23 protein-coding genes are annotated in these 26,902 nt (G+C 41.7%); 17 read left to right on the forward strand and 6 right to left on the reverse strand.

Annotation, left to right across the window (positions count from 1 at the left end; translation table 11 throughout):
* Window positions 1–521 precede the first annotated feature (521 nt).
* The 5 genes from WA1_RS13795 to WA1_RS13820 all read left to right on the forward strand — a co-directional run bounded on the left by WA1_RS13795 (window position 522) and on the right by WA1_RS13820 (window position 4,365).
* Window positions 522–1,706: an RpoD/SigA family RNA polymerase sigma factor gene (locus WA1_RS13795; RefSeq protein WP_017747774.1), complete on the forward strand. Its 1,185-nt coding sequence runs from the start codon at window positions 522–524 to the stop codon at window positions 1,704–1,706.
* Window positions 1,707–1,813: 107 nt separating this feature from the next.
* Window positions 1,814–2,302, forward strand: a complete 489-nt coding sequence (locus tag WA1_RS13800) for a GNAT family N-acetyltransferase (protein WP_017747773.1) — start codon at window positions 1,814–1,816, stop codon at window positions 2,300–2,302.
* A gap of 259 nt (window positions 2,303–2,561) precedes the next feature.
* The gene (locus tag WA1_RS13810; RefSeq protein ID WP_272819132.1) at window positions 2,562–3,233 is read left to right on the forward strand and encodes an SRPBCC family protein; all 672 of its coding nucleotides are present in this window, start codon (window positions 2,562–2,564) and stop codon (window positions 3,231–3,233) included.
* A gap of 130 nt (window positions 3,234–3,363) precedes the next feature.
* Window positions 3,364–3,624 carry a hypothetical protein gene (locus tag WA1_RS13815; protein ID WP_017747771.1) on the forward strand — a complete coding sequence of 87 codons (261 nt, stop codon included), beginning with the start codon at window positions 3,364–3,366 and terminating at the stop codon, window positions 3,622–3,624.
* Window positions 3,625–3,903: 279 nt separating this feature from the next.
* The gene (locus WA1_RS13820) at window positions 3,904–4,365 is read left to right on the forward strand and encodes an IS200/IS605 family accessory protein TnpB-related protein (protein ID WP_272819428.1); all 462 of its coding nucleotides are present in this window, start codon (window positions 3,904–3,906) and stop codon (window positions 4,363–4,365) included.
* Window positions 4,366–4,469: 104 nt separating this feature from the next.
* Here the strand turns inward: WA1_RS13820 and WA1_RS56910 are convergent, their stop codons facing one another.
* Entirely contained in the window at window positions 4,470–4,619 is a 150-nt protein-coding gene (locus WA1_RS56910) for a hypothetical protein (RefSeq protein ID WP_017747769.1), read from the reverse strand.
* A 110-nt stretch (window positions 4,620–4,729) separates the two neighbouring features.
* Between WA1_RS56910 and WA1_RS13825 the strand changes: the two genes are divergently transcribed.
* Window positions 4,730–5,212 carry a hypothetical protein gene (locus tag WA1_RS13825; protein ID WP_017747768.1) on the forward strand — a complete coding sequence of 161 codons (483 nt, stop codon included), beginning with the start codon at window positions 4,730–4,732 and terminating at the stop codon, window positions 5,210–5,212.
* Window positions 5,213–5,349: 137 nt separating this feature from the next.
* Here WA1_RS13825 and WA1_RS13830 read toward each other — a convergent pair whose 3' ends face one another.
* On the reverse strand, window positions 5,350–7,983 hold the full coding sequence (locus tag WA1_RS13830; RefSeq protein WP_017747767.1) for a trans-splicing intein-formed DNA polymerase III subunit alpha N-terminal partner DnaE-N: 2,634 nt from the start codon (window positions 7,981–7,983) through the stop codon (window positions 5,350–5,352).
* A 436-nt stretch (window positions 7,984–8,419) separates the two neighbouring features.
* Here WA1_RS13830 and WA1_RS13835 point away from each other — a divergent pair, with 436 nt between their 5' ends.
* Window positions 8,420–9,709 (forward strand): dicarboxylate/amino acid:cation symporter, encoded by a 1,290-nt coding sequence (locus WA1_RS13835; RefSeq protein WP_017747766.1) that lies wholly within the window; start codon window positions 8,420–8,422, stop codon window positions 9,707–9,709.
* A 102-nt stretch (window positions 9,710–9,811) separates the two neighbouring features.
* Here the strand turns inward: WA1_RS13835 and WA1_RS13840 are convergent, their stop codons facing one another.
* Complete coding sequence (locus tag WA1_RS13840) at window positions 9,812–10,192, reverse strand: response regulator (RefSeq protein ID WP_017747765.1); 381 nt, start codon at window positions 10,190–10,192, stop codon at window positions 9,812–9,814.
* A 482-nt stretch (window positions 10,193–10,674) separates the two neighbouring features.
* Here WA1_RS13840 and WA1_RS13845 point away from each other — a divergent pair, with 482 nt between their 5' ends.
* From WA1_RS13845 to WA1_RS13890, 10 genes are all read left to right on the forward strand, one after another.
* Window positions 10,675–11,040, forward strand: a complete 366-nt coding sequence (locus WA1_RS13845; protein WP_017747764.1) for a response regulator — start codon at window positions 10,675–10,677, stop codon at window positions 11,038–11,040.
* Window positions 11,041–11,057: 17 nt separating this feature from the next.
* Entirely contained in the window at window positions 11,058–13,367 is a 2,310-nt protein-coding gene (locus tag WA1_RS13850) for a chemotaxis protein CheA (protein ID WP_081403121.1), read from the forward strand.
* Window positions 13,360–13,830, forward strand: coding sequence for a chemotaxis protein CheW (locus WA1_RS13855; RefSeq protein WP_017747762.1), 471 nt, complete (start codon window positions 13,360–13,362; stop codon window positions 13,828–13,830). Before WA1_RS13850 ends, WA1_RS13855 begins: the two co-directional genes overlap by 8 nt.
* A 43-nt stretch (window positions 13,831–13,873) precedes the next feature.
* Window positions 13,874–15,994 carry a methyl-accepting chemotaxis protein gene (locus WA1_RS13860; protein WP_017747761.1) on the forward strand — a complete coding sequence of 707 codons (2,121 nt, stop codon included), beginning with the start codon at window positions 13,874–13,876 and terminating at the stop codon, window positions 15,992–15,994.
* 25 nt (window positions 15,995–16,019) lie between these two features.
* Window positions 16,020–18,425, forward strand: coding sequence for a HEAT repeat domain-containing protein (locus WA1_RS13865; protein ID WP_017747760.1), 2,406 nt, complete (start codon window positions 16,020–16,022; stop codon window positions 18,423–18,425).
* Window positions 18,426–18,470: 45 nt separating this feature from the next.
* Complete coding sequence (locus WA1_RS13870; RefSeq protein WP_017747759.1) at window positions 18,471–19,331, forward strand: CheR family methyltransferase; 861 nt, start codon at window positions 18,471–18,473, stop codon at window positions 19,329–19,331.
* A gap of 164 nt (window positions 19,332–19,495) precedes the next feature.
* A complete protein-coding gene (gene cheB / locus WA1_RS13875; RefSeq protein WP_017747758.1) occupies window positions 19,496–20,536 on the forward strand; it encodes a chemotaxis-specific protein-glutamate methyltransferase CheB in 1,041 nt (346 codons plus the stop codon).
* Window positions 20,536–20,901, forward strand: a complete 366-nt coding sequence (locus tag WA1_RS13880; RefSeq protein ID WP_017747757.1) for a response regulator — start codon at window positions 20,536–20,538, stop codon at window positions 20,899–20,901. The genes cheB and WA1_RS13880 overlap by 1 nt, the downstream gene beginning before the upstream one ends.
* Entirely contained in the window at window positions 20,898–21,518 is a 621-nt protein-coding gene (locus WA1_RS13885; protein WP_017747756.1) for a hypothetical protein, read from the forward strand. The genes WA1_RS13880 and WA1_RS13885 overlap by 4 nt, the downstream gene beginning before the upstream one ends.
* A 41-nt stretch (window positions 21,519–21,559) precedes the next feature.
* On the forward strand, window positions 21,560–23,497 hold the full coding sequence (locus WA1_RS13890) for a PAS domain S-box protein (RefSeq protein WP_017747755.1): 1,938 nt from the start codon (window positions 21,560–21,562) through the stop codon (window positions 23,495–23,497).
* Window positions 23,498–23,855: 358 nt separating this feature from the next.
* On the opposite strand, the gene pstB is transcribed toward WA1_RS13890, so the two are convergent.
* The 3 genes from pstB to pstC form a co-directional block, all read right to left on the reverse strand.
* Window positions 23,856–24,686, reverse strand: a complete 831-nt coding sequence (pstB, locus tag WA1_RS13895) for a phosphate ABC transporter ATP-binding protein PstB (RefSeq protein ID WP_017747754.1) — start codon at window positions 24,684–24,686, stop codon at window positions 23,856–23,858.
* A 105-nt stretch (window positions 24,687–24,791) separates the two neighbouring features.
* On the reverse strand, window positions 24,792–25,694 hold the full coding sequence (pstA, locus tag WA1_RS13900) for a phosphate ABC transporter permease PstA (RefSeq protein ID WP_017747753.1): 903 nt from the start codon (window positions 25,692–25,694) through the stop codon (window positions 24,792–24,794).
* A gap of 4 nt (window positions 25,695–25,698) precedes the next feature.
* Window positions 25,699–26,631, reverse strand: coding sequence for a phosphate ABC transporter permease subunit PstC (gene pstC / locus WA1_RS13905; protein WP_017747752.1), 933 nt, complete (start codon window positions 26,629–26,631; stop codon window positions 25,699–25,701).
* Window positions 26,632–26,902: the final 271 nt, after the last annotated feature.

The raw sequence follows: 26,902 nt of genomic DNA on the forward strand, positions 1-26,902 counted from the left end.
AGATTTAAGGATTGACGTGCAAAAGATAAATTATGTAAAAATAAAAAAAATTTAATTGAGAGGGGGTTTGAAATAGCTTCTTTTTAAGAAAAGATAAGAAAGATATATGTCACTGGTCTGACGGAATATCTATAAAGGGCAATAGCGAAATAAGTTGAAGAAAGTATCTATTTGTAACCAAAAGATGAAGACAACTCTAGGGTTTAAGTGTTAAAGATGAAGTATGAAATAAGCGTTGTCAATTCAAAAAACAGTTTGTATGCTAGTGTTCCCTATATATTCTTCATACTTCAACCTCGTTCCCTACCTCTGACGCCCCTGCTAGAGTTTTGATCTCAAACACTTTAACTAAAGAGGGAAGTTTTGGTAATGACAAGTAGATACTTAACTTTTACCAACGATATAGATACTGGTAAGGCTATATATTTTGCACTTAAAACTCCCCCTAAGTGCATATCTCACTGAAAAAAGAGAACAAGCATTTCTAAAGCATCTGTCACTATCACGCTAATTATGTACCTATGTACCAAACAGAGCAACAATCCCTAATGGAAACTATGACTATTGCTGACCTAGGCACTATCGAATTGGAAACTACTGCTGATAATGAAGAATTAGCTTTCAATTTAGATGCAGTGGTAGATGCCGCAATAGATGCAGCAATAGAAGAATCTGGAATCACAGACAATTTAGAAACCGAAGAGCGAGACGGAGACGGCATGGCAGCAGCACGTCCTTCGGGGTATAACAAAACCGAATATGACGATGCTGTAGGTGCATTTTTTAAAGAAATGGCGCGTTACCCCCTGCTTAAAGCAGATGAAGAGGTAGAATTAGCGCGTCGAGTTAGATTTTTAGAAGAATTTAGAGAATTACAAGCTTCTTTACATAACAAACTGGGATATCAACCGGGTAAGTCACTAGTCGCATCTCAGCTAGGGATGACAGAAAAACAACTGGAAAATCGCCTGTATCAAGGTCGAGTAGCGAAACGCAAAATGATTCGCTCAAACCTCAGATTAGTTGTTTCCATCGCCAAACGATACTTAAATCGCGGAGTCCCTTTCCTGGATCTCATTCAAGAAGGCGCAATGGGATTAAATCGTGCGACAGAAAAATTCGATCCCGACAAGGGATATAAGTTCTCCACTTACGCCTACTGGTGGATTAGACAAGCAATTACGCGAGCTATTGCCAATGATGCAAGAACAATCCGCTTACCAATTCATATTGTTGAAAAACTTAATAAACTCAAAAAAGCCCAAAGGGAACTCAAACAAAAACTTGGTCGCAATCCAACAGAGTTGGAGATGGCGGAAGCTTTAGAAATTCCCGCACCACAACTACGCCAGCTTCAGCAATTACGACGTCAAGCCCTTTCCCTCAATCACCGTGTTGGTAAAGAAGAAGACACGGAACTCATGGATTTACTGGAAGATGAAGACAACCAGTCTCCAGAAGCAAAAATGAACGAAAGCATGATGCGCCAGGAGATATGGGAAGTGTTGGGCGATGTACTGACTCCAAGAGAAAAAGACGTTATTTCTCTGCGGTATGGGTTAGTTACCAGCGAACCCTGCACTTTGGAAGAGGTAGGCAATATGTTTAACCTCTCCCGTGAAAGAGTCCGACAAATTCAAAGTAAAGCCATGCGGAAGTTGCGCCGTCCTCATATTGCTAAACGTTTGAAAGGGTGGTTGATATGATAAGTCATTAGTCATTGGTCATTAGTCATGAGTCATTTGGCGAATATGCTAAGGATAAATGGCAAATGACACATGACAACGGACAAATAACAAAGGACAAATCACGAATGACTGCAAATAGCAAACTTATCTTACGTTTTGCTGAACCAACTGATTGCGATGGACTGTTTGAATTAGTCAAGGCGCTAGCAGAATACGAAAAACTATCTCATGCCGTCACAGGCAATGCTTCCTCATTAAAAGAACACCTGTTTGGAGTGCCAAAATACGTAGAAGCAATAGTAGCAGAATATGCAGGGCAAACTGTAGGGTTTGCCCTATTCTTTTATAATTACTCAACATTTTTAACAAAGCCAGGAATATATCTAGAAGATTTGTTTGTTCTACCAGAATACAGAGGACAGGGTATTGGTAAATCTCTGCTAACAAAAGTTGCTCAGATAGCTGTAGAAAGGGGTTGTGGACGATTGGAATGGAGCGTTTTAGATTGGAATGAGCCAGCTATTGCATTCTACCGCCGCATGGGAGCAAGCATTTTAGATGATTGGCGAATTTGCCGTGTCACGGGAGAAGAGTTAACTCAGTTGGGGAGTTAAGTAAAGGCGTGTTTTCAAACTCGTATAGCACATTGCCCTCAGAATAGAATTCTCTTGCTATACAAACAAAGTCCACCTACGTGGACTTAATATAGAAGTCCGCCTGCGCGGACTTAGCTTGTATAGGCGCGATTACGAACATCTCGGGCGTGTTTTTTCCAAATTGGGATGCTCCCCTTGCTTGCATCGCTTTAAAAAAGATGAGGTCGTCTGGGTAAAGCTTTCTCAATCCAAAATCCCAAATCCCAAATAGGTTAAGATGGTAAATAAAGCTATTTATTTCATGTGGCAGTCTTTGCAAATTGCTTTTGTCACCGGATGCTTAAGTGCGATCGCATCTCTAACAAATATACCGATTTCCACGGCTGGGCTGTTTGATAGTACTGTGGATCGATTGCCAACGAATGAACGGGTTGCCCTGAGAAAGGGACAGTCGCTTGTAACAGGAGACAAAGGGAAGTATACTGCTAGAGTTCTTGTCACCACTTCATTAGACACGGCATGGGAAGTTGTTACAGATTACAACAATTTTTATAAATTTCTACCAAATGTGGTTTCTAGCAAAGTCATTAGTGCAAACAAGAATCAAAAAGTGATAGAACAGGTTGATTCGCGTCAGGTGTTGTTGCTCAGGGTTAAATCCCGTATTCGCTCAGCTATTACAGAAACAGAAAAAAGCCGTGTGGATTTTCAACTCGTTGAGGGCGACCTCAAAAGTATGAAAGGTTACTGGTTAATCGAACCAATTGCGACCTATAAGGGTGCAAAAGCAACACAGGTTTTGATTACACAAGTGGTGGAAGCTCAACCCAAGTCAGGAACGCCAGCAAAAGTCTTTTACGGTATTTTCAAAGATTCTTTGAATAACACGATGGGTGCAATTAAGCAAGAAGTTGAAAAGCGATCTTCTCTGTCTCAGAATAAGGATTGAGTCTGTAAGATCGCATCTTGCACCTGGAAACATGGATCTTCTGTAGATTTATCTAGTTCGTGTCGATAGTTTTCTATCGCTTCGAGCATTTGCTCAAATTGTGGGTCATCTTTAAAAACTCCGATCGAGCTTGTCCATAATAACTATCCAAACTTTAGCTACGAACTCAGATAATAACAAAATAGCGTTAGATTACCTGGAAGAGTATGGGGGAATTTTTGGACAAGCTACTCGCACAGCCTTTTCAAAACGTAATCGGATAAATTTAAAACGTCACGGTTCCATCAAAATTAATGTCCAAGATAAACGTTCCGCAGAAACAAAAGACACGATCGGTAAAGCTGTATCTGAAGTAGTTAAAATCGCACTAATACCATTTCTCGAAAACTAGACTACAGATGAAAAAAGGTTTGTAGTTGCGCTTCAGCGCCAAAAGCTTTGGATGTGTAGTGTTAATTTAGAGAATTGGTATAAGAGGATGTTTGAAAAGTCTCAATTAATACAGCCTTGGCGATTGGAAATCGCGGCTATACAAGCAAAACCCACCTACGTGGGTTTTAATATCCTGATTTCCCGTTAGTCCGCGCAGGCGGACTTAGTTTGTATAGTAGCGAATTCTATTCGCCCAAAACTTTTCAAACATCGTCTAAAATACAACGTACCCATAGTTATTGAAGATTTAGATTTTGCCCAGAAAAAAGCATCCATGAAAGAAAAGAGCAAAAAATACGCTCGGATGCTTTCTAATCTGGCTTACAGTCAGTTTATGCAGATGATTGAGTCAAAATGTCTTAAATCTGGCATAGAACTGAAAAAAGTTGCTGCTGCCTATACTTCGGTAATTGGTACTACGAAGTATATGGCAGTTTACAGTCTAAATTCTGGTGGTGCTGCTGCTTTAGTGATAGCACGACGTGGTCAGGGTAGGACTGAAAGATTACCCAAACACCTTGATTCTTACTTCAATTCGCCGGAGGACAAATTGAAGTCGGGAGCTTGGAAGAAGGTAGCTAAGCGAATTAACATTTGCGGCGGTTTTAATCGTCATAAATGGTATTCTCTTGGTATTAAACAGGCAAAGGCTAACAGCATGATTGTACAGCAAGCTACGGCAAACAAAAGCCTCTTGTAGGCGTGACACTGTACAGGTTTTAGTAACCCCTTATATCCGCCAAAAACCCCGCGCTGTCGGTTCCCCTGACCTTAAGGGCGTAAATCCTTAAGTTTGCCCAGGTTTCAATCAGCGCTTGCTTCAACTTGTAATTCAGGCAACCCAGGAACGATAGCAACTATTCTACCATCAGCTTCTTGCTTGACAATAACGTTTACTAAAACCTCGTTATTGTCTTGGCTACTTTGTGATATTGCAGGTGAAAAGGAATTCATGTTGTAAATTTATTTTAATTGTATACAACATATTGTATATGTATATATTAAGAATTCAAATAGTTGAACTCTGGGTAATTATCAAGGCATTTACTCACTAAAAATCTCTTATGATAGTAAAAAAATTCGTTTCATTTTTACTGACTTTGTTTGGAGTCTTATCTTACCCAGCCATAACCAGCGCTGATATTGGACAAGACAGGGAAATAACAAATTTCGTTTCTCAAGACACAGCGAACAAACAACAAAGAAAGCCAAATTATCAAATTCTTGGCTCTTGTCCAAAGCAAAAACCTGAAACAAATACATTAATCTATTTTATAGCCAATGAAAAAACAGTCAGAGTCTTCTCTAACAACAGACAAACACTCATGAATGTTGCGTTGGGATCGAGACCTTTAATAGAAAATGCTGCTGTCAGAATAGATAATGAAAACCCAAGAATCTACAGTGCAACAAGTAAAGACAGGGCTACAAGATACTATGCAGTGTATTTTACTCAAAATGCTCAGACAGATGCACTTTTAATCACAAGATTGCCTGATGACAAACTCTTGGTAGAAAAAACAAGCTGCATTCCTTATGTACGTTGAGCATTCTATCACACGAGATAGAGCCTCTTAGACTGCATTCCCAGGCTCCACCTGGGAATGAGCCGCACAAGCAAATCTCCCTCCTCTGTCTTCCCTCCGCGTCCTCTGCGCCTAGTAAGGTTTATTAAAATTAGTAACTACTCCGGCAAACTATCAATCCTCATCAAATCCAAACCTCGTTCAAAGATTTCATCAATCGGTAACATTTGCCCGCCAGTTGTCATAAATTTGTGGTCTTTTGTTGCTCGAATTACCGAACCATCATCTAAGGAATATTCAAAAACCTCTTGTTGACCGCGATCGTGCCACTGAGCAATTGGTTGAGTGTATATATTACCATCATTATCCACAGAATACACCGTACATTCAATAGCTTTTTCCACTATTTTCCCAATCGGTAAAAAGCCATATTCCGCAGTCAAAACCTCCGTGTCATAGCTGAGACAATATTCAGCAAACTTCAACATTTGGTCAAATAAGTCATCAGCAATTTGTTTTTTAACTCCATTTTTTGCCGAACCATCAACAAATTTTTCTCGCTGCTTCATCATTTCATCAACTTTCTTTTTCCCCATTGCACGACGCAGCAAATCGGCTTGACCTAAAGAATATCCAGCTAAATCCTGAGCCATTTTCATGATTTGCTCTTGATAACATAGCGTTCCATAAGTCTCTTCTAAAATTGGCTCTAACAGAGGATGCTGATACTCAACTTGCTCTCGCCCGTGCTTGCGGTTAATGAACTTAGGAATCAGCCCTGCATCCAATGGACCCGGTCGATACAGTGCTAAAATTGAGGAAATATCTTCTATATTGGAAGGCTTCAAATCCCTTACAATCTGACGCATTCCCGAAGATTCTAATTGAAATATTCCTTCTAAATCACCAGCTTCTAACAGTTCGTAAGTCTTTTTCACATCTTGTGGAAGTTTCGCACTCTCTCCACCCTTGGCTAATATTCTCTGAGCTTTTCTTTCTTGAGTGGTAATTTCATAAGGATCTATCCTATATCCTTTGTTTTCTTCAATCAAATCAATGGCTTTCTGAATCATCGTCAGGTTTTTTAACCCGAGAAAATCCATTTTTAACAAGCCCAAAGATTCTAAATCTTCCATATAATACTGAGTGATGACAGCACCGTCATTATTTCTTTGTAGAGGGACAATTTCATCTAATGGTTCGGAAGAAATCACCACACCGGCTGCGTGAACGCCAAAGGTTTTGTTAGTCCCTTCAATCCGAATTGCCATATCAAGCCAATGGCGCACTCTGTCATCAGTATCGTATCTTTGTTTGAACTCTGGTTCCGGTGTTTCGTCGGAAATCATCACTTGGAGTTTTGTTGGTTTTCCCCGAGAGACAGGAATCATTTTTGCCATTTTGTCTGCTTCCCCGTAGGGAACATTTAACACTCTGGCAACATCTTTTAAAACGGCTTTGGAAGTTAAGCGGTTGAAGGTAATGATTTGTGCAACTCTTTCTTTCCCATATTTTTGAGTAACATACTCAATCACTTCATCCCGTTTTTCAATACAAAAATCTGTATCGATATCAGGCATAGATTTACGTTCGGGGTTGAGGAATCTTTCAAATAATAAGCCGTGATGTACGGGGTCAATATTTGTGATTCCCATAGTATAAGCTACTAAAGACCCCGCCGCAGATCCCCTTCCCGGACCAACGGGAATATCATTATCTCTGGCAAATTTGATGTAGTCCCACACAACTAGGAAGTATGTGGAGAACCCCATCTTCTGAATCATTGTGAGTTCATATTCCAGTCTTTCTTTATAGACTCGATCGACTTCATTTCTAGATTTACGATTTAACTTTTGTAAAAGCCCCAGCCAAGCTACTTCTTCAACATAGGTGTCAGCCGTGTGACCCGAAGGGATGGGATAATTGGGAAGGCGCGGTTCCCCTAAAATATTGTAAGGTTCAACTTTCTCTGCAACTTCAAGGGTATTTGCGATCGCTTTTTCAATTACCTCTTCTGCCAAATGATCCCGAAAAAGCTTTTTCATCTCTTCAGCAGATTTTAAATATTCTGTCCCCGTATAGCGCATTCGATTGTCTTCCACAATCAATTTGCCAGTTTGTATGCATAACAAAGCATCATGAGCTTCGACATCGTAACAAGAAATAAAATGAGAATCATTGGTTGCCACTATTTTGATTCCCAATTCCCGTGCAATCTTGACGATTTCTACATTAACAATGCGGTCTTCTGGAAATCCGTGGTCTTGAATTTCTAAATAATAATCATCTCCAAAAACATCTTTATACCATTGAGCCACTCTACGAGCCGCCTCTAGTTTACCGCTCAGAATAGCTTGGGGAATTTCACCACCCAAACAAGCACTCGTCACAATCAAACCTTCATGGTATTGTTTTAACAATTCTTTGTTAATGCAAGGACGTGAAAAAATCCCTTTACCTTGAACTCCTTGGAGATTAGAAATTGATGTTAACTTAACTAAATGTTTGTATCCTTTTGTGTTTTTAGCTAAGACAATTTGATGGTATTTAGGACGGCGTTCCTGTTTTGTGATGTCGCCGTTGATAATATACATCTCATTGCCAATAATTGGCTTAACATTTTTGTTACGACAGGTTTTGATAAGTTCGATCGCCCCATACATAACTCCATGATCTGTGAGTGCGATCGCTTTGATTCCAAGTTCAATAGCGCGGTCAATCAGAGTAGGTAATTGACTGGCACCATCTAACAAGCTGTAATCACTATGAATATGTAAAGGTACAAAAGACATAAGCAATTTAAAATAAGAAAGCTAGTAGGTAAGTGTGCTCAGATCCCCGACTTCTTAAAGAAGTCGGGGATCTAGATCTAGATTGACCTAAGTAGGTTAGAGGAAATAAAATACACAATCACTAATAGCTAGTAAAGTATCTGTTACAAGTACAAGCGTATTTAAGGATAACGCAGTTTGTCCCCGAATAAGATTAAGTTCTGCTATGTGATTCCAAAAAGCCTAGTAAGCAATGTGAATTTAATAAAGTGCAATACTCTTCTCTTGTGGGGTGGGCGTCAAAGCCCGCCCTTTTTTCGAGAACGGGCAAGATGCCCATCCCACAATATAGATGCCCATCCCACAATATAGATGCCCATCCCACAATATAGATGCCCATCCCACAATATAGATGCCCATTCTACAAGACATATAAATTTATTTAGATTGTAGTTTAATGAACCAACAAGACAGCCCCGATCAGCCCAAAATCCGCCCCTGGTGGCAAAGCATCCCACTGACATTACAAATTATCATCGCGCTAGTACTGGCGGTAGCTTTGGGGATTGCTCTGGGTGCAGGAAATCCCAGTCCAGCAAACAAAGCCTTCATTGAGACTTTGGCCATTCCTGCGGAGCTAGTCCTAAAAGCACTCCGCGCCTTAGCAACACCATTAATTTTAATGGCAGTGCTGCATACCTTTATGACAACCGTTATACCAGGTAGGGCGGGACGCCGTTTGGCGGTGCTGCTGCTAACCAATACGACAGTCGCCATTGTCGTTGGGCTGTTTGTAGCAAATGTACTGCGTCCCGGTACGTGGGGTCGTTTGGCTGCGCCAGAAACTACAGAAATAGTGAAGCAAAATTTCGATCCTTGGGGACTGTTTAAAGATGCTGTTCCGTCAGCTATCCTCAAACCTTTGGTTGATAATAATGTTATCCAACTGATCGTTCTCGCCTTGACGTTTGGTATAGTCCTGCGTGCTATTAAATCAGAACAAATTGCTGCAAATAAGAGAGGGTTTCAGGCGATTGAGGATGCGATCGCAATTTTATTTGAAGCGATTATTCGAGTTCTTCACTGGGTCATTGCCACAGTACCACTAGCAGTCTTTGGAATTGTATCAAAAACCGTTGCTGAAAAGGGGTTTGAACCGTTTAAATCTTTAGGAGCATTTGTGATAGCAGTGGTGTTAGCGTTGGTATTGCAAGCTTGCTATTACCTCTTGCGAGTCCAATTTGGTTCTTGGGTGAATCCGATCGACTTCCTGCGTGGGGGTACAGATGCTTTTTTAACTGCTTTTTCAACAGACTCCTCCGTAGCGACAATGCCCGTTACATTCGAGGTTTTGCAGCAAAAAATAGGTGTGAGGGAATCTTCCGCTTCCTTAGGAGCATTAGTTGGCTCAAATTTCAACAATGATGGCACTGCTCTTTATGAAGCTATGTCTGCATTATTTATCTCGCAGGTACTCGGGCAAAATTTAAGCTTGGTACAGCAACTTATAGTGATCCTAACATCGATTTTTGCATCGGTAGGTGCAGCTGGTATTCCAGAGGCGGGATTAGTGACGATGACATTGGTTTTCAGTTCTGTTGGCTTGCCTACAGAGTATATTGCTTTGTTAGTCACTGTTGATTGGTTCCTAGATCGATGCCGCACTGTTATCAATGTTATGGGGGATATGACTGTAAGTGCTTTAATTGATGGGAAAAAACCGCAATCAGTGACCAGTGACCAGTGACCAGTGACCAGTGAGCGATCGCATAAGCGGAGATTAGAACCCCGGTTCCACAGAAGTTACCGAGGTTCTGACACCTCAATTATTAGTATTGACCCCCACTCCCTACTCCCGCCAATTTAGAATCTCTCGAATTTGCTCGACTAAAGTGTAAATCTTGATGGGCTTTATCAAAATACCTTGGATTCCAGATCGCAGCAATCGCTCTTGTTCGCTGCTCTCCATATGCGCCGTCATAAAAATCGTTGGAATGCCCTGAGTCGCGGCATTTTCCTGTAATTGCTTAAATGTAGCCAACCCGTCCATCTCAGGCATCATGACATCTAACAAAATTGCATCCGGCAACTGAGTTTTTGCTGTTTCTAATCCCTCTCGACCTGAAGCCGCTTTCAGGACTTCCCACCCAGCCATCTCTTCCAAACCAATTTCAACAATATCACGGATAGGACTTTCATCATCAATAACCAGTACTCGCTTAGTTTTCATATATTGTTACCGATTTTTCTGTTCTTGTTGAGAATAAAACCGTTATGTACAGCGCCGCACAGGCATTGTAGGAAAGATTCTTTCTTCTAAACCTATCCCTATTTTAGAAGTAAACAAATGAGTGTAAACTTCAATTAAGTTTTATTGCTGAAAACAGATCTTCACAAATTATTCACAACTTTAACTTATATTTTAAGGCACACCCAGTACGGCGATTAATTTAATAGCCATAGTGAATTGTGTGGACATTAATTGACAAATAATTTATCAATTCTTCACTACACATGCTTAGCTATTAAATCTGTTTCTTTTACTTGTATTATAACAAAAAACTAATTTTTTTAAATAAAAGTTAGTTGCTGTTTTCAAAAGATAAAAGACATACTAAATGACTATGCTATCTTATTCAAAACGAACTTTGATTAAGTTCATGATGTTCAATTTTCTAGACTGGTTCAGTGTTGCTATACAAGGAAGCGTATATGAAACGGATTTTAGTTGTGGATGATTCAGCAACCATGAGGCGAATGGTAATAGCCTCTCTACACGAGCTAAAAGAGGTGAATTTTAATGAAGCTAATAATGGTCTAGCTGCCATAGAATGTTTGGCTATTAATCATATAAATTTAATGATTTTAGATTTAAATATGCCTGATATGCATGGATTAGATGTCTTGAAGTTTGTCAGAAGTCATCAAAAGTACCAAAAAATTCCCATTATTGTATTAACTACCAAAGGAGATGAATTAAGTCGGGAAGCAGCCATGAATGCTGGTGCGACACGCTATCTCACTAAACCATTTGAACCTCGGATGTTTGCCAAGCAGGCATGGGAATTGTTGAATTAAAGATAGGAGTTACCCCCATGTCCAGTACTGAAGCCAATCAAGGTTTTTTTGCTAACTTTCTTGATGATTATTTCGCTGAATGTGACGAACATTTAACAGTTGTACGTTGCCATTTACTGGATCTGGAACAATTTGTACACCAACCCAACATTAAAAAATCGTTACTAGAAGAACTCTTCCGTAGTTTCCATTCTCTCAAAGGGTTGTCGGGGATGGTTGGCGTGAAAGAGGCTGAACAACTGGCGCATCAAATGGAGAGTTATTTGCGATCGCTGCGGGAACAACAAGTCATTCTTACGCCAGAAGGAATCGATGTTCTCTGTGATGGTACCAAATTGCTCGAGCAGGCGATCGCAACATATCGCACTCAAAGCCCCGCCCCAGATATTCAACACATGGTAGCAAGGTTGGAAGCGATTCTTGCCAACAATGCAGTTTCTGACAACAAGGTAGAATCTGTCAGCGTACAGGATCGGAAACCCTCATCTTGTACCTTTTTACCGCAGTTAGTTCTCAAGCAAGAAGAACGAGAAGATCTTGCTGCTGCTTTAGAGAATGGAGCACAAGCTTGGCAATTTCAGTTTGTTCCAGAAGCTTCGTTAACCGAACGTGGAGTCAATGTCAATAACATCCGCGAACGGTTGCAAGCGATTGGTCAAATTATTCACGCTGCGCCAAGAGTCTTAAGCAATGGCGGTATTGCATTTGATTTTCTCATTGCCACCCAGGCTTTAGAAAACTCCTTTGCCTGTTGGTCTGAAGATGGGTTGTTATATATGCCCTACTCTGAAGAAGAAGTGATTCCTTCTGTGGAGGAAAAAGACAACAGAGAAGTCGAGGAAAACTTAGACCTCAAGTGTTCCATACCTTCTGCATCTCCAGTTTTCAATGCCCAATTCTCAATTCAGAATCAGATTGCAACACCGTCAAATGTTGTCCGAGTAGACTTAACACGGTTGGATGAATTAATGCAAATGGTGGGCGAACTTGTCATCACCCGCGCCCGCTTAGAAAATAATCTGAAACCTTTAAAAGGAGTTATTTCTACTTCTGAACTACGTGTTTTGAAAGAAATAAACCTCTCGTTAGAACGTCAGTTACGCGATTTGCGAGAAGGTTTAATGCGAGTGCGTTTGGTACCGATTGGAGAAATTTTTACCAGAATGCAATTTGTGATCAGAGACTTGGCGAGAGAAAGTCAAAAGCAAATCGCTTTGGAATTCAGCGGTCAAGGAACTGAAATTGATAAATTTGTAGTTGAGAGAATGATGGACCCTCTGTTACATTTGGTGCGTAATGCTGTTAGTCACGGACTCGAATCAGAAACTGAACGTTTGCAATGTGGCAAACCAGCACAAGGGAAGATTTTCTTGCGTGCTTCCACCTGCGGAGAAATGGTGACGATTGAAGTTGAAGATGATGGGCGTGGGGTTGATGTAGAACTCGTCACCAAGCGTGCTATTCAGCAGGAATTAATTACCAGTGATACTCAACTTGATGCAGTCACTATTCTCGATATTCTTTGTTCCTCAGGCTTTTCCACTCGTGAAGAAGCGGATTTAGTCAGTGGGCGTGGTGTGGGAATGGCTGCGGTCAAAAAAACTGTGTTAGAACTTGGCGGTTTTATCACACTTAATACCCAAGTTGGTTTGGGAACTCGCTTTACAATTCAACTACCCCTGACTTTAGCAATTGCGGATGCATTAATTATTTCTGTTAGAGGACAAACCTTTGCCATACCCCAATCTTCCGTCCGCGAAGTGTTGGAATTGCAGCCCAAGGCGATCGCTGTGTTAGAGAACAACGAAATTTTTTCCTACAGAGGCAGTGTACTCCCCTTGATTCGCCTTGCCGATATGTTTGGATTAACAAGAAATGAAGAGCATAAGAATAGAGAAGAATTAGTGGATCGGCGATCGCCATCTCTGTATGTGGTTGCGATTGGCACTGGCTCAAATACAGTGGGGATTTTAGTAGATGGCATCTTGGGTCAACAAGAAATTGTTGTGCGTCCTTTAACAGATCCGCTAGTTCAAGTTATGGGAATTGCAGGTGCAACCGAACTAGGCGATCGACGTGTTGTCTTGATTCTTGACACGGCGGCTCTGTTACAAGCTCGAAGATTAGCGACTTGGAAAGGTGGAAAACCCAAACCTTTAAAAGACAGTTATGGGCGTTCGCCCACAAACCTTGTCATGAAAAAAGGATATCCCCCACTTCCCATTGCCCCTTATCCCCAGAGGGGGTCCCGAGTTCCCCATTGCCCCTTATCCCCAGAGGGGGCCCCGAGTTCCCCACTCCCCATTAAGGACTTTTACAATGAATGAAATTCAAGACTATTCCGAACCATTTATTCTTTTTGAACTCGCAGGTACAACCTATGGTATTCCTGCATCTGTGGTACAACAGATGGAAATGGTTGAACACATCACGCCAGTACCCAACGCGCCCTACTTCGTTGAAGGTGTAGCGTTCTCTCGCGGTCAGGTGATTCCTGCTATTAATTTGCGACTCAGATTTGGATTTGAAAAAATTCTTTATGATGTACGCACTCGCTTGATTGTTATTCACAAAAATAATCGCAGTGTGGGATTAATTGCAGATACAGCCCGCGAATTTATTTCAATTTCTCATAGTTTAGTGCAGCCACTGCCTGAAGAAATCTCTGGATTAAGTGGGAGGTATTTATCAGGTATTGCCATTCTTAATGAGCGAATGGTACTTATCCTAAATGTTGATGAAGTTATCACTCTAACAAATGTTGCCTCTGCTGTCTTAGTCAATAGCTAACTGTTAATAGAAACAAATAACCAAAAATTGAAAGGAAAGTAAAATGACTAGAAAATCACATTATTCAAACGGACAAGTACATAACCTAAAGGTTAACGGTCAAAACGACACAAAGCGCGTTGCTCAAAATCAAGAAATATCTCGCGTTCGAGAACAGGCTGAGCAAGTGACTCAAACCACTGATGAAATAGCAAGGATTGTCGATCGAGTCATACAAGATGCAGAGTCACAAGTGCGATCGCTTGACGAAGTTGTCAGCAGTACAAAGGAAATAACCACATCCCTAAAAGAAACAGCAGGACAAGCAGAATCTATCGCAGCGTCTTGCGAACAACTTGCTTCCTCAACAAACGAAATGACAGCCTCCATTGAGGAAGTAACTGCTAATACAGTCGATCTTGCCTCTTCAGTCAATCAAACGGCTGCCTCAATTCAAGAAACCACCACATCAATTCGCAGTGTTGCTGATATGGCTCAAGACATGGCAACTTCTGCAACGCAAGTGACGAGTTCAACAACTGAAATTGCTGCCTCCATTAAAAGCGTTAACCGAGACACAGATTCTCTTGCTGCTTCCATCAATGAATCTGCTGCCTCGATAGAAGAAATGAATCGTTCTATTCAAAGCGTTGCAAGTAATACAGCCGATGTGACTGCTTCTGCTGAAAAAACAACCACTGCAATCAACCAAATGGCAGCTTCTATCGAACAAGTCTCAGCCAGCGCAGAGAATCTCTCCGCCATTGTGGATGGGGTATCCAATTCGGTGGAAGAAATGGCGGTTTCGGTGCAAGGAGTCGCACAAAATGCTGCCCAAATCAGCGATGCTGCCACTGCTGCAGTCACCAGTACAACTCAACTAGATCGTTCGATCCGTTCGGTGACAATGTTGACCAAACAAGCAGATGAAATTACCAACCGCGTGGTACGGGATGCTGAAACTGGTGGGGTAACGGTACAAAAATCAATTCAAGGCATTAGCCGCATGCGTGATTCCATGGTGCAATCTGCCGATGTCATCCAAGATATGGGCAAACGCGCCAACGAAATCAGCAGTATTGTATCTACGATTAATCTGATTGCCGAGCGTACCAACTTACTATCGTTAAATGCTTCAATAGAGGCGGCACGCGCTGGAGATGCAGGACGGGGTTTTGCAGTCGTCGCAGAAGAAATTCGCAATCTTGCAGAACGTGCTGCTCAAGCAACAACGGACATTAGCGCTATTATCAAAGGGCTGCAAGATGTGGTACAAGAAGCGGTTACGAAATCAAGTGAAGGGTCGCGTGTTGCTGAAGACAGCAGTCGTCTTGCCGAAGATGGAGTTAAGGGATTACAAACCATCCTCACAGGCGTGCAGGAAACAGCTCAGATCGTGCGTCAAATTGCTAGAGCTTCAGAAGAACAGCTCGCAGCCGGACAACATGTCGTGGCAGCCATTCATACCACAGCCTCCCAAGCAAGAGAAGTCGCACAAATCACAACAGGGCAAGCTAAATCAGCCCAAAGTGTTGTTCAGTCTACAACACAAATGCGTAAAATTGCCCAACAGGTTTCACAAGCAATGAACGAACAAGGTCATGCCGCACGGGAGATCATGAAGGAGGCGAAAAATACGACTTCTCTGGCAAACCAAGTTCGTAAAGCAACCGCAGAACAAGCAAATGGCGCACAGCAAATCGTTCAAGCAGTGGAGTTAATGCGACGGGGTGCAGACAGCACAGCTCGTGCTCTTAGCGAACAAAGTACAGCAAGCGAGCAAATCTCTAAAGAAGCAGAACGCCTTGCTCGTTTAATTGCCAGCGTCACTAAGGCAATGAACGAACAAGCCAGTGCTACTGTAGAAATCACAAAAGCAGTCGAGAATGTGCGACGACAATCCGATCAAACCGCCAAAGCCATGAAAGAACAGACACGCGCTATTAAAGATATGTCTGCTGGCGCACAAAATATTTCCAAACAAATTGGTCTGATTACTCGTGCCAATCGAGAACACTCTGGCGTGGCGGTATCAACTCTCAATTCAGTCTCAAATATTCGTCAAATAACCGAACGCAATCTCCAGATCAATAAGGAAGCAAAACGATTCACAACTGAATTGGTGGAAAGAGCACAGGCTCTATCGTTAATGATCAATCGTTTAAATGGTAACGGACATAAGTAGGGCTTGCTGAAATGGGTAATAAACAATGAACAACGATGTCACAGGGCAACAAGAAACCCAACAAAACTGGAACCAACAGCTTGCAAGTTCCGATGAAATAACTCGGTTGCGGGCTGTGGAAGCACTGGGAACATCTCGCATACCGGAAACTGAGTCTATGCTTATTGCAGCACTGGGAGATGAGAGCTGGCGAGTGAGACGAGCTGCAGTAAATAGTTTAGCGCAACGGGAGGGAGCAATTCTGGCTCCGTTACTGTTGCAAAATCTCCGTGAAAAACACTACAACCCAAGTGTCTTAAATGGGGTGTTACAGGTATTGGTTCAGACCAATATCAATATCGTTCCAGAACTCATTGATTGTCTGAGTTCTGCTGATGTAGATCTGCGGATTTATGCAGCACAGGCATTGGGAGAACAGCATGACAAAACTCCCATTCCATCTCTTATCGCTGCTCTGGAAGATCCAGATGTTAACGTCAGATATTATGCAATAGAAGCCTTGGGACACTTACGTGCGTCTGAGGCAGTAGAGATGCTTCTGGCTATTGTAGAGTTAGGCGATTTTTTTCTGGTATTTCCCGCTCTTGATGCTTTAACGCGTATTGGCGATCGCACAATAGCACCGCGACTCTTACCTTTGCTAGAAAACGATTGTTTGTGTTCTGCAGCAGTTGAGGCTTTGGGTCAACTCGGAAATGAGAGCGTCATCTCACCTCTGCTCCAAGTGTTGAATCGCCCAAATGCCCCAGTCACCAACATCGCCCAGGCGATCGCCAATCTGTACGAACACTACAAAACCGGCTCCCATCAAGAAACCTACATTGCTGATATCGCCTATGGCACCATTACAGCAACAGGTGCAGAAAACATGATTAATGCCTTGCAAGATGCCAATACGGATGAACTACGCGCTCTTGTGATGCTTTTGAGCCAGTTAGAAGGGGACAACATAGAACGTGCTCTGACACGGCTCTTAGGTCAAACAAGCGTGCGGTCTTCAGTGGTAGAAGCTTTAGTCCGTTATGGCAAGCGAGCTACACAATTGTTAATCGAGCAACTCCAATTAAACGATATAGAAATATGTCAAGCAGCAGTAGTGGCTCTAGGCAGAATCGGCGATGCTCGTGCGTTACCATCTCTCATGAACCTGCTCGCAACAGAACCACAATTGATTATTCCAACCACTGTTGCTTTAGCACAAATTGGTGATGCTCGTGCTTTTGACGGGCTACTTAATTTAATGGGTCATCCTCATGCAGCCGTGCGTCAAGCTGCGATCGCGGCTCTCAATTCTCTCGGTCACCCCGATCTGCCAACACGCATGGTGGATTTGTTGCAAGATGCCAATCCTTTGATACGGGAGTCAGCAGTCCAAATTGCAGGTTATTTTGCCTTTGCAGAAACAGAAGCTTTATTATTAGAGCGTTGTTATGACGACGACGAGAATGTTCGACGTGCTGCTATTGAACTGATTCCATATTTGGAAAAAGACTTTGTCATGCCAACTTTAGTGGCGGTACTGGAAAATGAAACTCCCAAAGTGCGGGTATCAGCTGCTCGGGCTTTGAAATATGTAGACAGCCATCTTGCTTTTCCTTATCTACTAAAAACACTACAAGATACCGATATTTGGGTTCGCTATTATGGAGCGCAAGCCATGGGTTGGCATGGCTATCCAGAAGCCGTGGAGATCCTGGAAAAATTGGTGCATACAGATCCAGCCCTGCGAGTGAGGATTGCAGCAGTCGAAGCATTGGGACAAATTGGTGGGACAAAGGCGGTAACAATTTTGGCACCGTTAGTAGAAGCTCCAGACATTAATGAGGACTTGCTACGAGCTACCCTAGCAGCATTAGGTAAGACCGGACATCCCAACTCTTTGCCACCGTTGTTGTTAGTTGCTCATGGAGTTAACACGCCTGTAGTAGACTTAGTGCGACGCATTGATGCTATTCACGCCTTAGGGAAACGGGGCGGAGATGGTGTTGTAGATATGTTGCATCATCTAGCTGCATCTGACCCTGAAATAGCAGTTGTACAAGTAGCTATTGACGCTTTGGCAGAGCTTTGTACTCCTGAAGCGATCGCTAGCTTATTGGAATTAACACTCAAGCCAACGTGTCAAAGGGCTTGCATTATTGCCTTGGCATCCCTCCCTCAAGAGCAAATTGAAGCGATTGGACTTGGTCTGAAGCATCTTTATCCAGAGGTGCGACAAGCCACGGTAGAAGTGTTAACCCGCATGAAGCACCCAAATGCTTCGGAACTCTTGATAAAAGGCTTGGAGGATGTAAATGCTTCCGTGCGTTTAGTCGCAGTCACCGCACTCAAACACTTGGGTAATCGTTGGGCGGAAAAGAAAATCGCAGCGCTAGCTCGTACAGATCCTGACCCAATGGTTCGCCGTGCTGCAGAAATCAGTGACCAGTGACCAGTGACCAGTGACCAGTGACCAATGACCAGTGAACAGTGACCAATGACAAATGATATATTAACCATGCAGTTCCTTTCAGAAACTATTAGTTTGTCTAATACTGTCTTTACTCTATTGCGTGACTTGATTCAGGAACGCACGGGGATTTACTATGAAACAAGTAACCGTGATTTATTAGCAGACAAACTTTTACCTTGTGCTATTGCCTGTGGCTTAACTTCATTTTTGGACTATTATTACTTGCTAAAATATGACGATACAGCCGAGGAAGAATGGAATCGAGTTATAAATGCTGTTTCAGTTCAAGAGACTTTTTTTTGGCGTGAAATAGACCAAATCAAAACGTTAGTGGAAGTTTTAGTACCTGAGTATTTTGCTACATCCAGAATCACTCCTTTAAAAATTTGGAGTGCTGCTTGCTCTACAGGAGAAGAACCACTGACAATTGCAATGGCTCTCAATGAATCAGGGTTGTTGCGACGGGTACCTATTGAGATTTATGCCTCTGATGCCAGTCAAAATGCGATCGCAAAAGCAAAACAGGGTCTTTATCAAGAACGTTCCTTTCGCAATACTTCTCCTACCATGCAAACAAAATATTTTTCCAAAGAACCGGAAGGCTGGCGAGTTGACCCGGAACTCCATTCCCAAATCAAGTGGACAAAAGCTAATTTAATGGTAGAAACTGAAATTAAGCATTTAGCCACTGCTTCGATTATATTTTGTCGGAATGTATTTATTTATTTTTCGCAAAACAATATTCGTAAAACAGTCAGCTTATTTTATGAGGCTATGCCCACGCCCGGTTATCTGTGTATTGCTGCTTCAGAGTCATTGTTGAAGTTAACAACTGATTTTGAACTGCAAGAGATAGGAGGTGCATTTGTGTATGTTAAACGATAGTTATACAATTTTGAATTTTGGATTTTGGATTTTGGATTGGAAAAGTTTTACCTAGATTAAATTTCACACTATTATCTGTCGTATTCTTTTTTCAAATTGCTATTAGTAAGTAGGGTCAAACCCACCCTAGGTGTAGTTTAAAAATCAAATAGGAGTCTTATATTATGCTTCAAATAATACGTACTTTAGTAGTCGATGATTCTGCCTTTGTTCGCAAAGTTGTGAAACAAATGCTATCCCGTAGCCCGTTTATCGAAGTGGTGGGTACTGCACGGGATGGGGAAGAAGCTTTGGAAATGGTCGAACAACTGAATCCTGACGTTGTTACCACAGACCTCATCATGCCCAATATGGATGGAGTAGAGTTCTTGCGGGAGCAAATGAAGCGGCGTCCAGTACCTGTCGTTGTTGTGAGTATTGCCAACGAGAGTGGCGAAATGGCTTTGGAAGCACTTGATGCTGGAGCCATTGATTTTATACAAAAGCCAACTGCACTAGCAACAGAAAAAGTCTTTGAGATTAGTGATGAGTTAATTCAAAAAGTGAAAACAGCTGCAAATGTCTCTGTGGCTCATCTGTTACCGATACCTGCAGGCAAAAAAATCTCGTCTCCAATATCGATATCCCGTTCCGGTTCAATAGATATCCTGGTACTCGGAGCATCCACAGGTGGTCCACAAGCGTTGACTTACTTGATTTCTCAATTACCTGAAAACTTTCCCATTCCTGTAGCAATTATTTTACATATGCCTGTTGGTTACACGGAAATGTATGCCAATAGATTAAATGAACTATCGCGGGTAAAAGTGGTAGAAGCCAAAGAAGGAGATCCCGTTTTACCTGGTGTTGTCCTGATTGCACCTGCTGGACGACATCTAACGTTTATACGTCAAACTGATGGAACAGTTGTGACTCACTTAGATTCACGTCCATTTGACACACTGCATCGTCCCAGCGTAGATGTGTTGTTTCAATCTGCGGCTGAAGTATTTCGCGATCGCGTCTTGGGTGTTGTGATGACTGGTATGGGGTCAGACGGCAAACAAGGTGCCGCGTGGATTCGATCTCAAGGTGGTTTAGTTTATACTGAAGCCGAAGAAACTTGTGTTGTCTACGGGATGCCTCGTTCTGTCGTCGAAGCAGGTTTGAGTTTAAAAAGCATTCGACTCAACCAAATGATACCAGCAATTTTGGAGGTTCTGTGATGAAAATTTTAGTTGTAGACGATTCCAATCTTTCCCGTCGTACAATGCGCGGCATTCTTGAATCTCAAGGCTATCAAATTATCGAAGCCCAGGATGGCATGACTGCGATAGAGCGTTACTTTCTTGAAAAACCCGATCTGGTTATGCTCGACATAGTGATGACTGGAATGCAGGGATTAGAAGTTCTAGAAAAACTACGCAAGTTAGACAACCAAGCACGCATTATTATTGCTACTGCCGATCTGCAAACTTTTACTCACCAGCTTGCGATGGAAGCAGGAGCAGTAGGTGTTGTCAATAAGCCATTTACTACCACTGCTGTACTAACCGTGGTGAACAACGTACTTCAGGGAGTGCAACAATGAAGGTATTAACGGAAGAACAGAAAGATGCACTCAGTGAATTAATCAACATTGGCTTTGCTCGTACTGCAGCATCTCTTTCCGAACTGACAGGTTCTCGCGTACTCCTAGAAGCGCCTCAAGTTTCCATCCATCCAATGCACGAACTGGGTTCAAGACTAGCTACTTTTGTTCAAGGAGATGTAGCGACAGTGCAACAGATTTTTACCGGATCTGTTTCAGGTAACGCGCTTTTACTCTTAAACTATGAAGGTGCGCTAATGCTGACCAATTTATTAAATCCAACCCCAAATTTACCAACCCATCGTCTAGATACTTCAGCAAGTGAGGTATTAACTGAAATTGGGAATATTCTCTTGAATGCCTGTCTAAGTATATTCGGCAATTTGCTCCAGATCCAAATTTCCTTCTCAGTTCCTTGTTTGCATCTTGAAGCACTAGATGGATTGCTCCATTCTTTGATTGTTAACAAGGAAGAGATGCGTTATGCAATGGTCATTTATACAGCCTTTCACCTTCGGGATAATGCTGTTAAGGGATACTTGGTTATAGTACTAAGTGTTGTGTCTCTAGACCGCTTAGTTGAGGCTATCAATAATTGGGCAGATTTGACAATTTAATTGGCATAATATATCTAATTTAATATTTTTTTATAAAAACAATGAATAATATTAACATTGATAAACCAAAAAATGATGCCATGTTACACTGGTTAAACGATCTTGCCGATCGGGGAATTCTAACAACAGATGCCGATTTAAATATTTGTAGCTGGAATCGTTGGTTAGAAATCCATAGTGGCTTGAGTTCAAAAGAAATCATTGGACGCAACTTACTAGAAATTTATCCAGAATTAAAACAGCGTCGATTAAATTATTTTTATTATCAAGCGTTAAGCGGTCAAGTTATTATTCTTTCACAACGTTTGCACCGCTATCTTATTCCAATGCCATCAAGTATCGGTAAAAATATCTCACCGATGATGTTACAAACTGTGCGAATTGCACCCCTTGTAGAAGAATCGCCACAAAGCGGTACAATTACCATCATTGAGGATGTAACTGAACGAGTGGCTAGGGAGACCGAATTACAACAGAAAATTGAAGTCTTAGAACAAACAGAAGCAGCACGCCTTTCGGCTCAAGCACGCTTGGAACATCTACTTTCATCTAGCCCAGCTATTATCTATACTCGCAATCCTCGTGAAGATGGAGCAATAACCTTTATTAGTGATAATGTTACGGCTCAACTGGGGTATCAACCTCAGGATTTTATAGAGGTTCACAACTTTTGGATTAAGCACATCCATCCTGATGATTTGGCAACTGTTCTGACTCAACTATCGTGTTTATTTGAACAAGAACATCTCGTATTGGAGTATCGTTTTTTGCATAAGGATGGGACTTACAAGTGGATGTGTGATGAGATAAAGTTGGTACAAAACCCAAATGGTAATGTTCAAGAAATCGTAGGCATGTGGTATGACATCAACCAGCGCAAGCAAGCAGAAGAAAAAGTCAGAGAACAAGCTGCTCTCCTCGATATCACGACAGATGCTATTTTTGTTCAAGATTTAAACAACCAAATTCTATTTTGGAACAAAAGTGCTGAAAAGTTGTATGGGTGGGCATCAGCAGAAGTGCTTGAACAGAAAGTTCATAACTTTTTGTACCAACATACTTTACCTCAAGTTGAAGAAGCCAAAAAAATTCTTCTTGAGAAAGGAGAATGGCAAGGAGAGTTACATCAAATTACGAAAGGCCATCAAGAAATTGTTGTTGAAAGTCGTTGGACACTTGTACGGAATGAGAAGAAGCAGCCAAAAGCAATACTGATTGTTAATACTGATATTACGCAGAAAAAACAACTTGAATCCCAATTTATCCGTCTCCAAAGAATGGAGAGTATCGGAACTTTAGCAGGCGGGATGGCACACGACCTAAACAATGTATTAATGCCAATTCTAATGGCATCTGAACTATTGCGTAAAGAACTGACTCCTGAGAAGAAGCAACGCGTTCTCACATTGGTAGAAACAAATGCTCACAGGGGAGCAAATTTGATCAAGCAATTGTTGTCCTTTGCACGAGGAGTTGAAAGCGGTCGCGCTTTTCTACAAATCAAGTATATACTTTGGGAAGTAGAGCAAATTATTTTAGAGACATTTCCAAAATCAATTCAATTCCACACTGATATTCCGCAGGAGCTTTGGCCTGTTTTTGGAGAAGTCACACAACTCTATCAAATTATACTCAACATCTGTATCAATGCCCGTGATGCCATGCCCAATGGTGGGAATCTCAGTATTTCTGCTGAAAATATTGCAATTGATCGAGAATACGCTAACATAAACCTTGAGAGTCACGTAGGCTCCTATGTTGCCCTAATTATTTCCGATACTGGGACTGGTATTCCCCCAGAAATCTTGGAGAGAATTTTTGAGCCATTTTTTACGACGAAAGAACTTGGCAAAGGTACAGGGCTTGGTCTTTCAACCGTTTTAGGTATTGTTAAAAGTCACAACGGTTTTTTGAAGGTAGATAGCCAGCTCGGAAAGGGGACAAAATTTAAGGTTTATTTACCAGCCTCTATCGAATAATGAAACCCCCTTGCGGGATTGAAACTCCGCCAGTGTTAAATCTATTGAGAGGCTTCTTTTGGATTAAGGGATTTCCAAGAAATAAATTATTCATCTTGTGGGACGGGCGTCCCCGCCCGTTCTATATTGGTGGCGGGCGAGGACGCCCGTACCACAAGAAATTTGGGAGATTTTTTTATTTGGAAGTCTCTAAGCTAAAGCAAGCGTACAATGTATTCTTCAAAGGATTGCGGAAAAGACCCAATTTCAAGTCAATTCATAAATATTCTGGTTGGAAAGTCGGCAGTGGCAACAAGCATACTGGCTCTATGAAGCAACTGCAACAGTTGAAAAGGGAAACGCCTAACCTTGTGGTAGTTCATCCGAAACGCCCACTGATGTACTCTGCTGCTTCCTTAGTTGTAGGAGCATCAAACATTTGCACTGTAGGACTGAACTCGACTAATTTTCCTCGACGTTTGTTGTGTTCATCGACTTCAGTGTTAAAGAAAGCTGTCCAGTCAGCGACTCGTGAAGCTTGTTGCATATTGTGAGTCACCATAATGATAGTGTACTGTTCCTTGAGTTCAAGGCAAAGTTCTTCAACTTGACGTGTAGAGATGGGATCTAAAGCAGAACAGGGTTCATCCATTAACAGCACATCAGGCTTCATTGCGATCGCACGTGCAATACAAAGACGTTGCTGTTGTCCTCCTGATAACGCTGTCCCCTTGGATTTCAGTTTGTCTTTTACCTCATCCCATAAAGCCGCTTGACGTAACGACTGCTCTACCAGTTCATCCAAATTTCCTTTATAGCCATTTGTACGTGGTGCAAAGGCAATATTTTCGTATATGGATTTAGGAAAAGGATTTGGTCTTTGGAAAACCATACCCACTTGTCGGCGTAATTTGACTGAATTAATACTTGTGTCGTAAATATTTTTGTTGCGGTAATGGAGTTTTCCCTTAACCTCTGCACCGGGGATCAAATCGTTCATCCGATTAAAGCAACGTAACAAGGTACTTTTACCACAACCAGAAGGACCAATAAAGGCTATAATTTGCCTCTCAGGAATATTCAGATAAACTTCCTGAAGTGCCATAAATCCGCTGTAGAAAACTCTAACACCTTCGACATCAAAAACTGAGTTATCTTGTCGAGACTGTGTTGCACCACTTGGTCTGTTTCTTGGATTGTTGTAGGTCATGATGTAATGGTTGGTTGTTAGTTGTTGGTTGTTAGTGGTTAGTGGTGGGGATTGGATAATTCAATGGCTATTCCCTACTCCCTACTCCCTACTCCCCAATATCTATCATCGGAGTAGCGAGTATTTTTGTCGGATATAGATTGCTGCACCATTGAGAATTAAAATTACGAGCATTAAAGCAATAATAGTTGCTGCTGCTGCGTTAGAAAAACCTGGTTCTGGACGAGTGATATAGGAGTAAATTTGGATGGGCAATGCCATAAATCGTTGAAACAAACCAGGGCTAAATGTCAAGAAACTCACGGCTCCAACCACAATCAGAGAAGCCGCATCACCAATAGCACGGGACACTGAAATAATCACACCCGTTAAAATTCCTGGAACAGCATAAGGTATAACATGATTGCTGATGGTTTTCCACTTTGTGACGCCTAAACCATAAGAAGCATTTCTCAGAGAATCGGGAACCGAGCGAATAGCTTCTCTAGAAGTCACAATGATAACTGGTAAAGATAGCAAAGATAAAGTCAGTGCGCCAGAAATCAATGCTGGGCCAAAGCTTAAAAGATAATTGAAAACGCCTAATCCCAGTAATCCGTAGACGATAGAAGGAACACCTGCCAGATTACTAATATTAATCTCAATGATATCTGTCCACCAAGTTTTTGGTGCATATTCTTCAAGATACAAAGCTGCTCCTACTCCTATTGGTACAGAAACTAAAATGACGATGAAACCCAGTAATAGGCTGCTGACAATTGCAGGAAGAATACCACCGCGTTCTGGAAACCTCGAAGGTGTTTCAGTAATAAAACCTGGGGTTAAAAATCTTCCCAATCCGTCGCTACAAATATCAAAAATCAGAAGAGCAAGAACAAATAAACCAATGAGCAACCCAAGCAAAAATAGGATTTCAAAGACTTTGCCTACTGTTTCTCTACGGTCTATATTGTCGGTAAACTCGTCTACTTTTTGTTGAAAATTATCTGGGTAAATTGAATTAGCCATGCCGTTAATCGTATTTCTCCTTAAAGCGTTTTGTAATCCAGTTACTGGCAATATTGAGAGCCAACGTTATCAAAAATAAAACGGCTCCCACAGCATATAAAGTTTTGTAATTCAGGCTGCCGCGAGGACTGTCTCCTCCAGAAATTTGAGCCATGTAAGCTGTCATGGTTTCTACTGACTCAAAGAGGTTAACAGTCAACTTTGGCTGTTGTCCTGCAGCGATGACAACAGTCATTGTTTCACCTACAGCACGAGAAATTCCCAGAATGATTGAGGCTGCGATCCCCGAAAGAGCAGCAGGTAGGAGAATCTTGAATATGGATTCGAGTTTTGTGAGTCCCAATGCAAATGCGCCTTCCCGCAAAGCACGAGGAACAGCTTGTATGGCATCTAAACTAATAGAACCAACGGTAGGGGTAATCATGACTCCCATCATTAAACCGGCGCTTAGGGCATTAAAGATTTCTAGTGGGAGAAAACTTCGCAGAAAGGGAGTCACAAATAACAGAGCAAAGTAACCATAAACTACTGTTGGCACCCCTGCTAGAAGTTCCACCGCAGGACGTAAAATGGCTGCTACTTTTGGTTGAGCATATTCACTTAAATAAATAGCAGAAGATAAACCTAAAGGAATTGCAACAGCCATTGCAATAACCGTAGTGAGTAAAGTGCCATTAATTAATGGCCACACCCCAAAATGTCTATTTGCAAATAGTGGTGTCCATTCTGTGTCTAAGAAGAACTTAGCTAAGGATACTTCTTGGAAAAATTCAAACGCTACTTGAAAGATAATGACGACAATTCCAACGGTTGTGAGAATTGAAACTAACCCGCAACAAAATAAAAGTGTTGCAATGATTTTTTCTTGAATGTCGTCAGTTGTTTGTTTTTCAATTGAGCGATCGTAACCATCGTTCAAATAATTTGCGCCCCGCATAACTATACAATTTTGGATTTTGGATTTTGGATTTTGGATTTAATTGGATTTAAACAGTCTCTTCAAAGTGGTATTAGTTATTAGAGAAAAAATTTCCCATCCCACTATTAACCATTAGTAATTAGCAGTTAGCCATTAGCTATAGGATTCCTATTTGATTTTTGAACTATACGTAGGTAGGGCTAAAGCCCACCACTACCTACAGTACTAATAGCCATTAGCCATTAGCCATTAACTTTGTTTAGAAGCTAGCCCCTCAGGTGTTTATATC

This window comes from Scytonema hofmannii PCC 7110 (assembly GCF_000346485.2).
In the GTDB taxonomy this organism is placed as follows: domain Bacteria; phylum Cyanobacteriota; class Cyanobacteriia; order Cyanobacteriales; family Nostocaceae; genus Scytonema; species Scytonema hofmannii.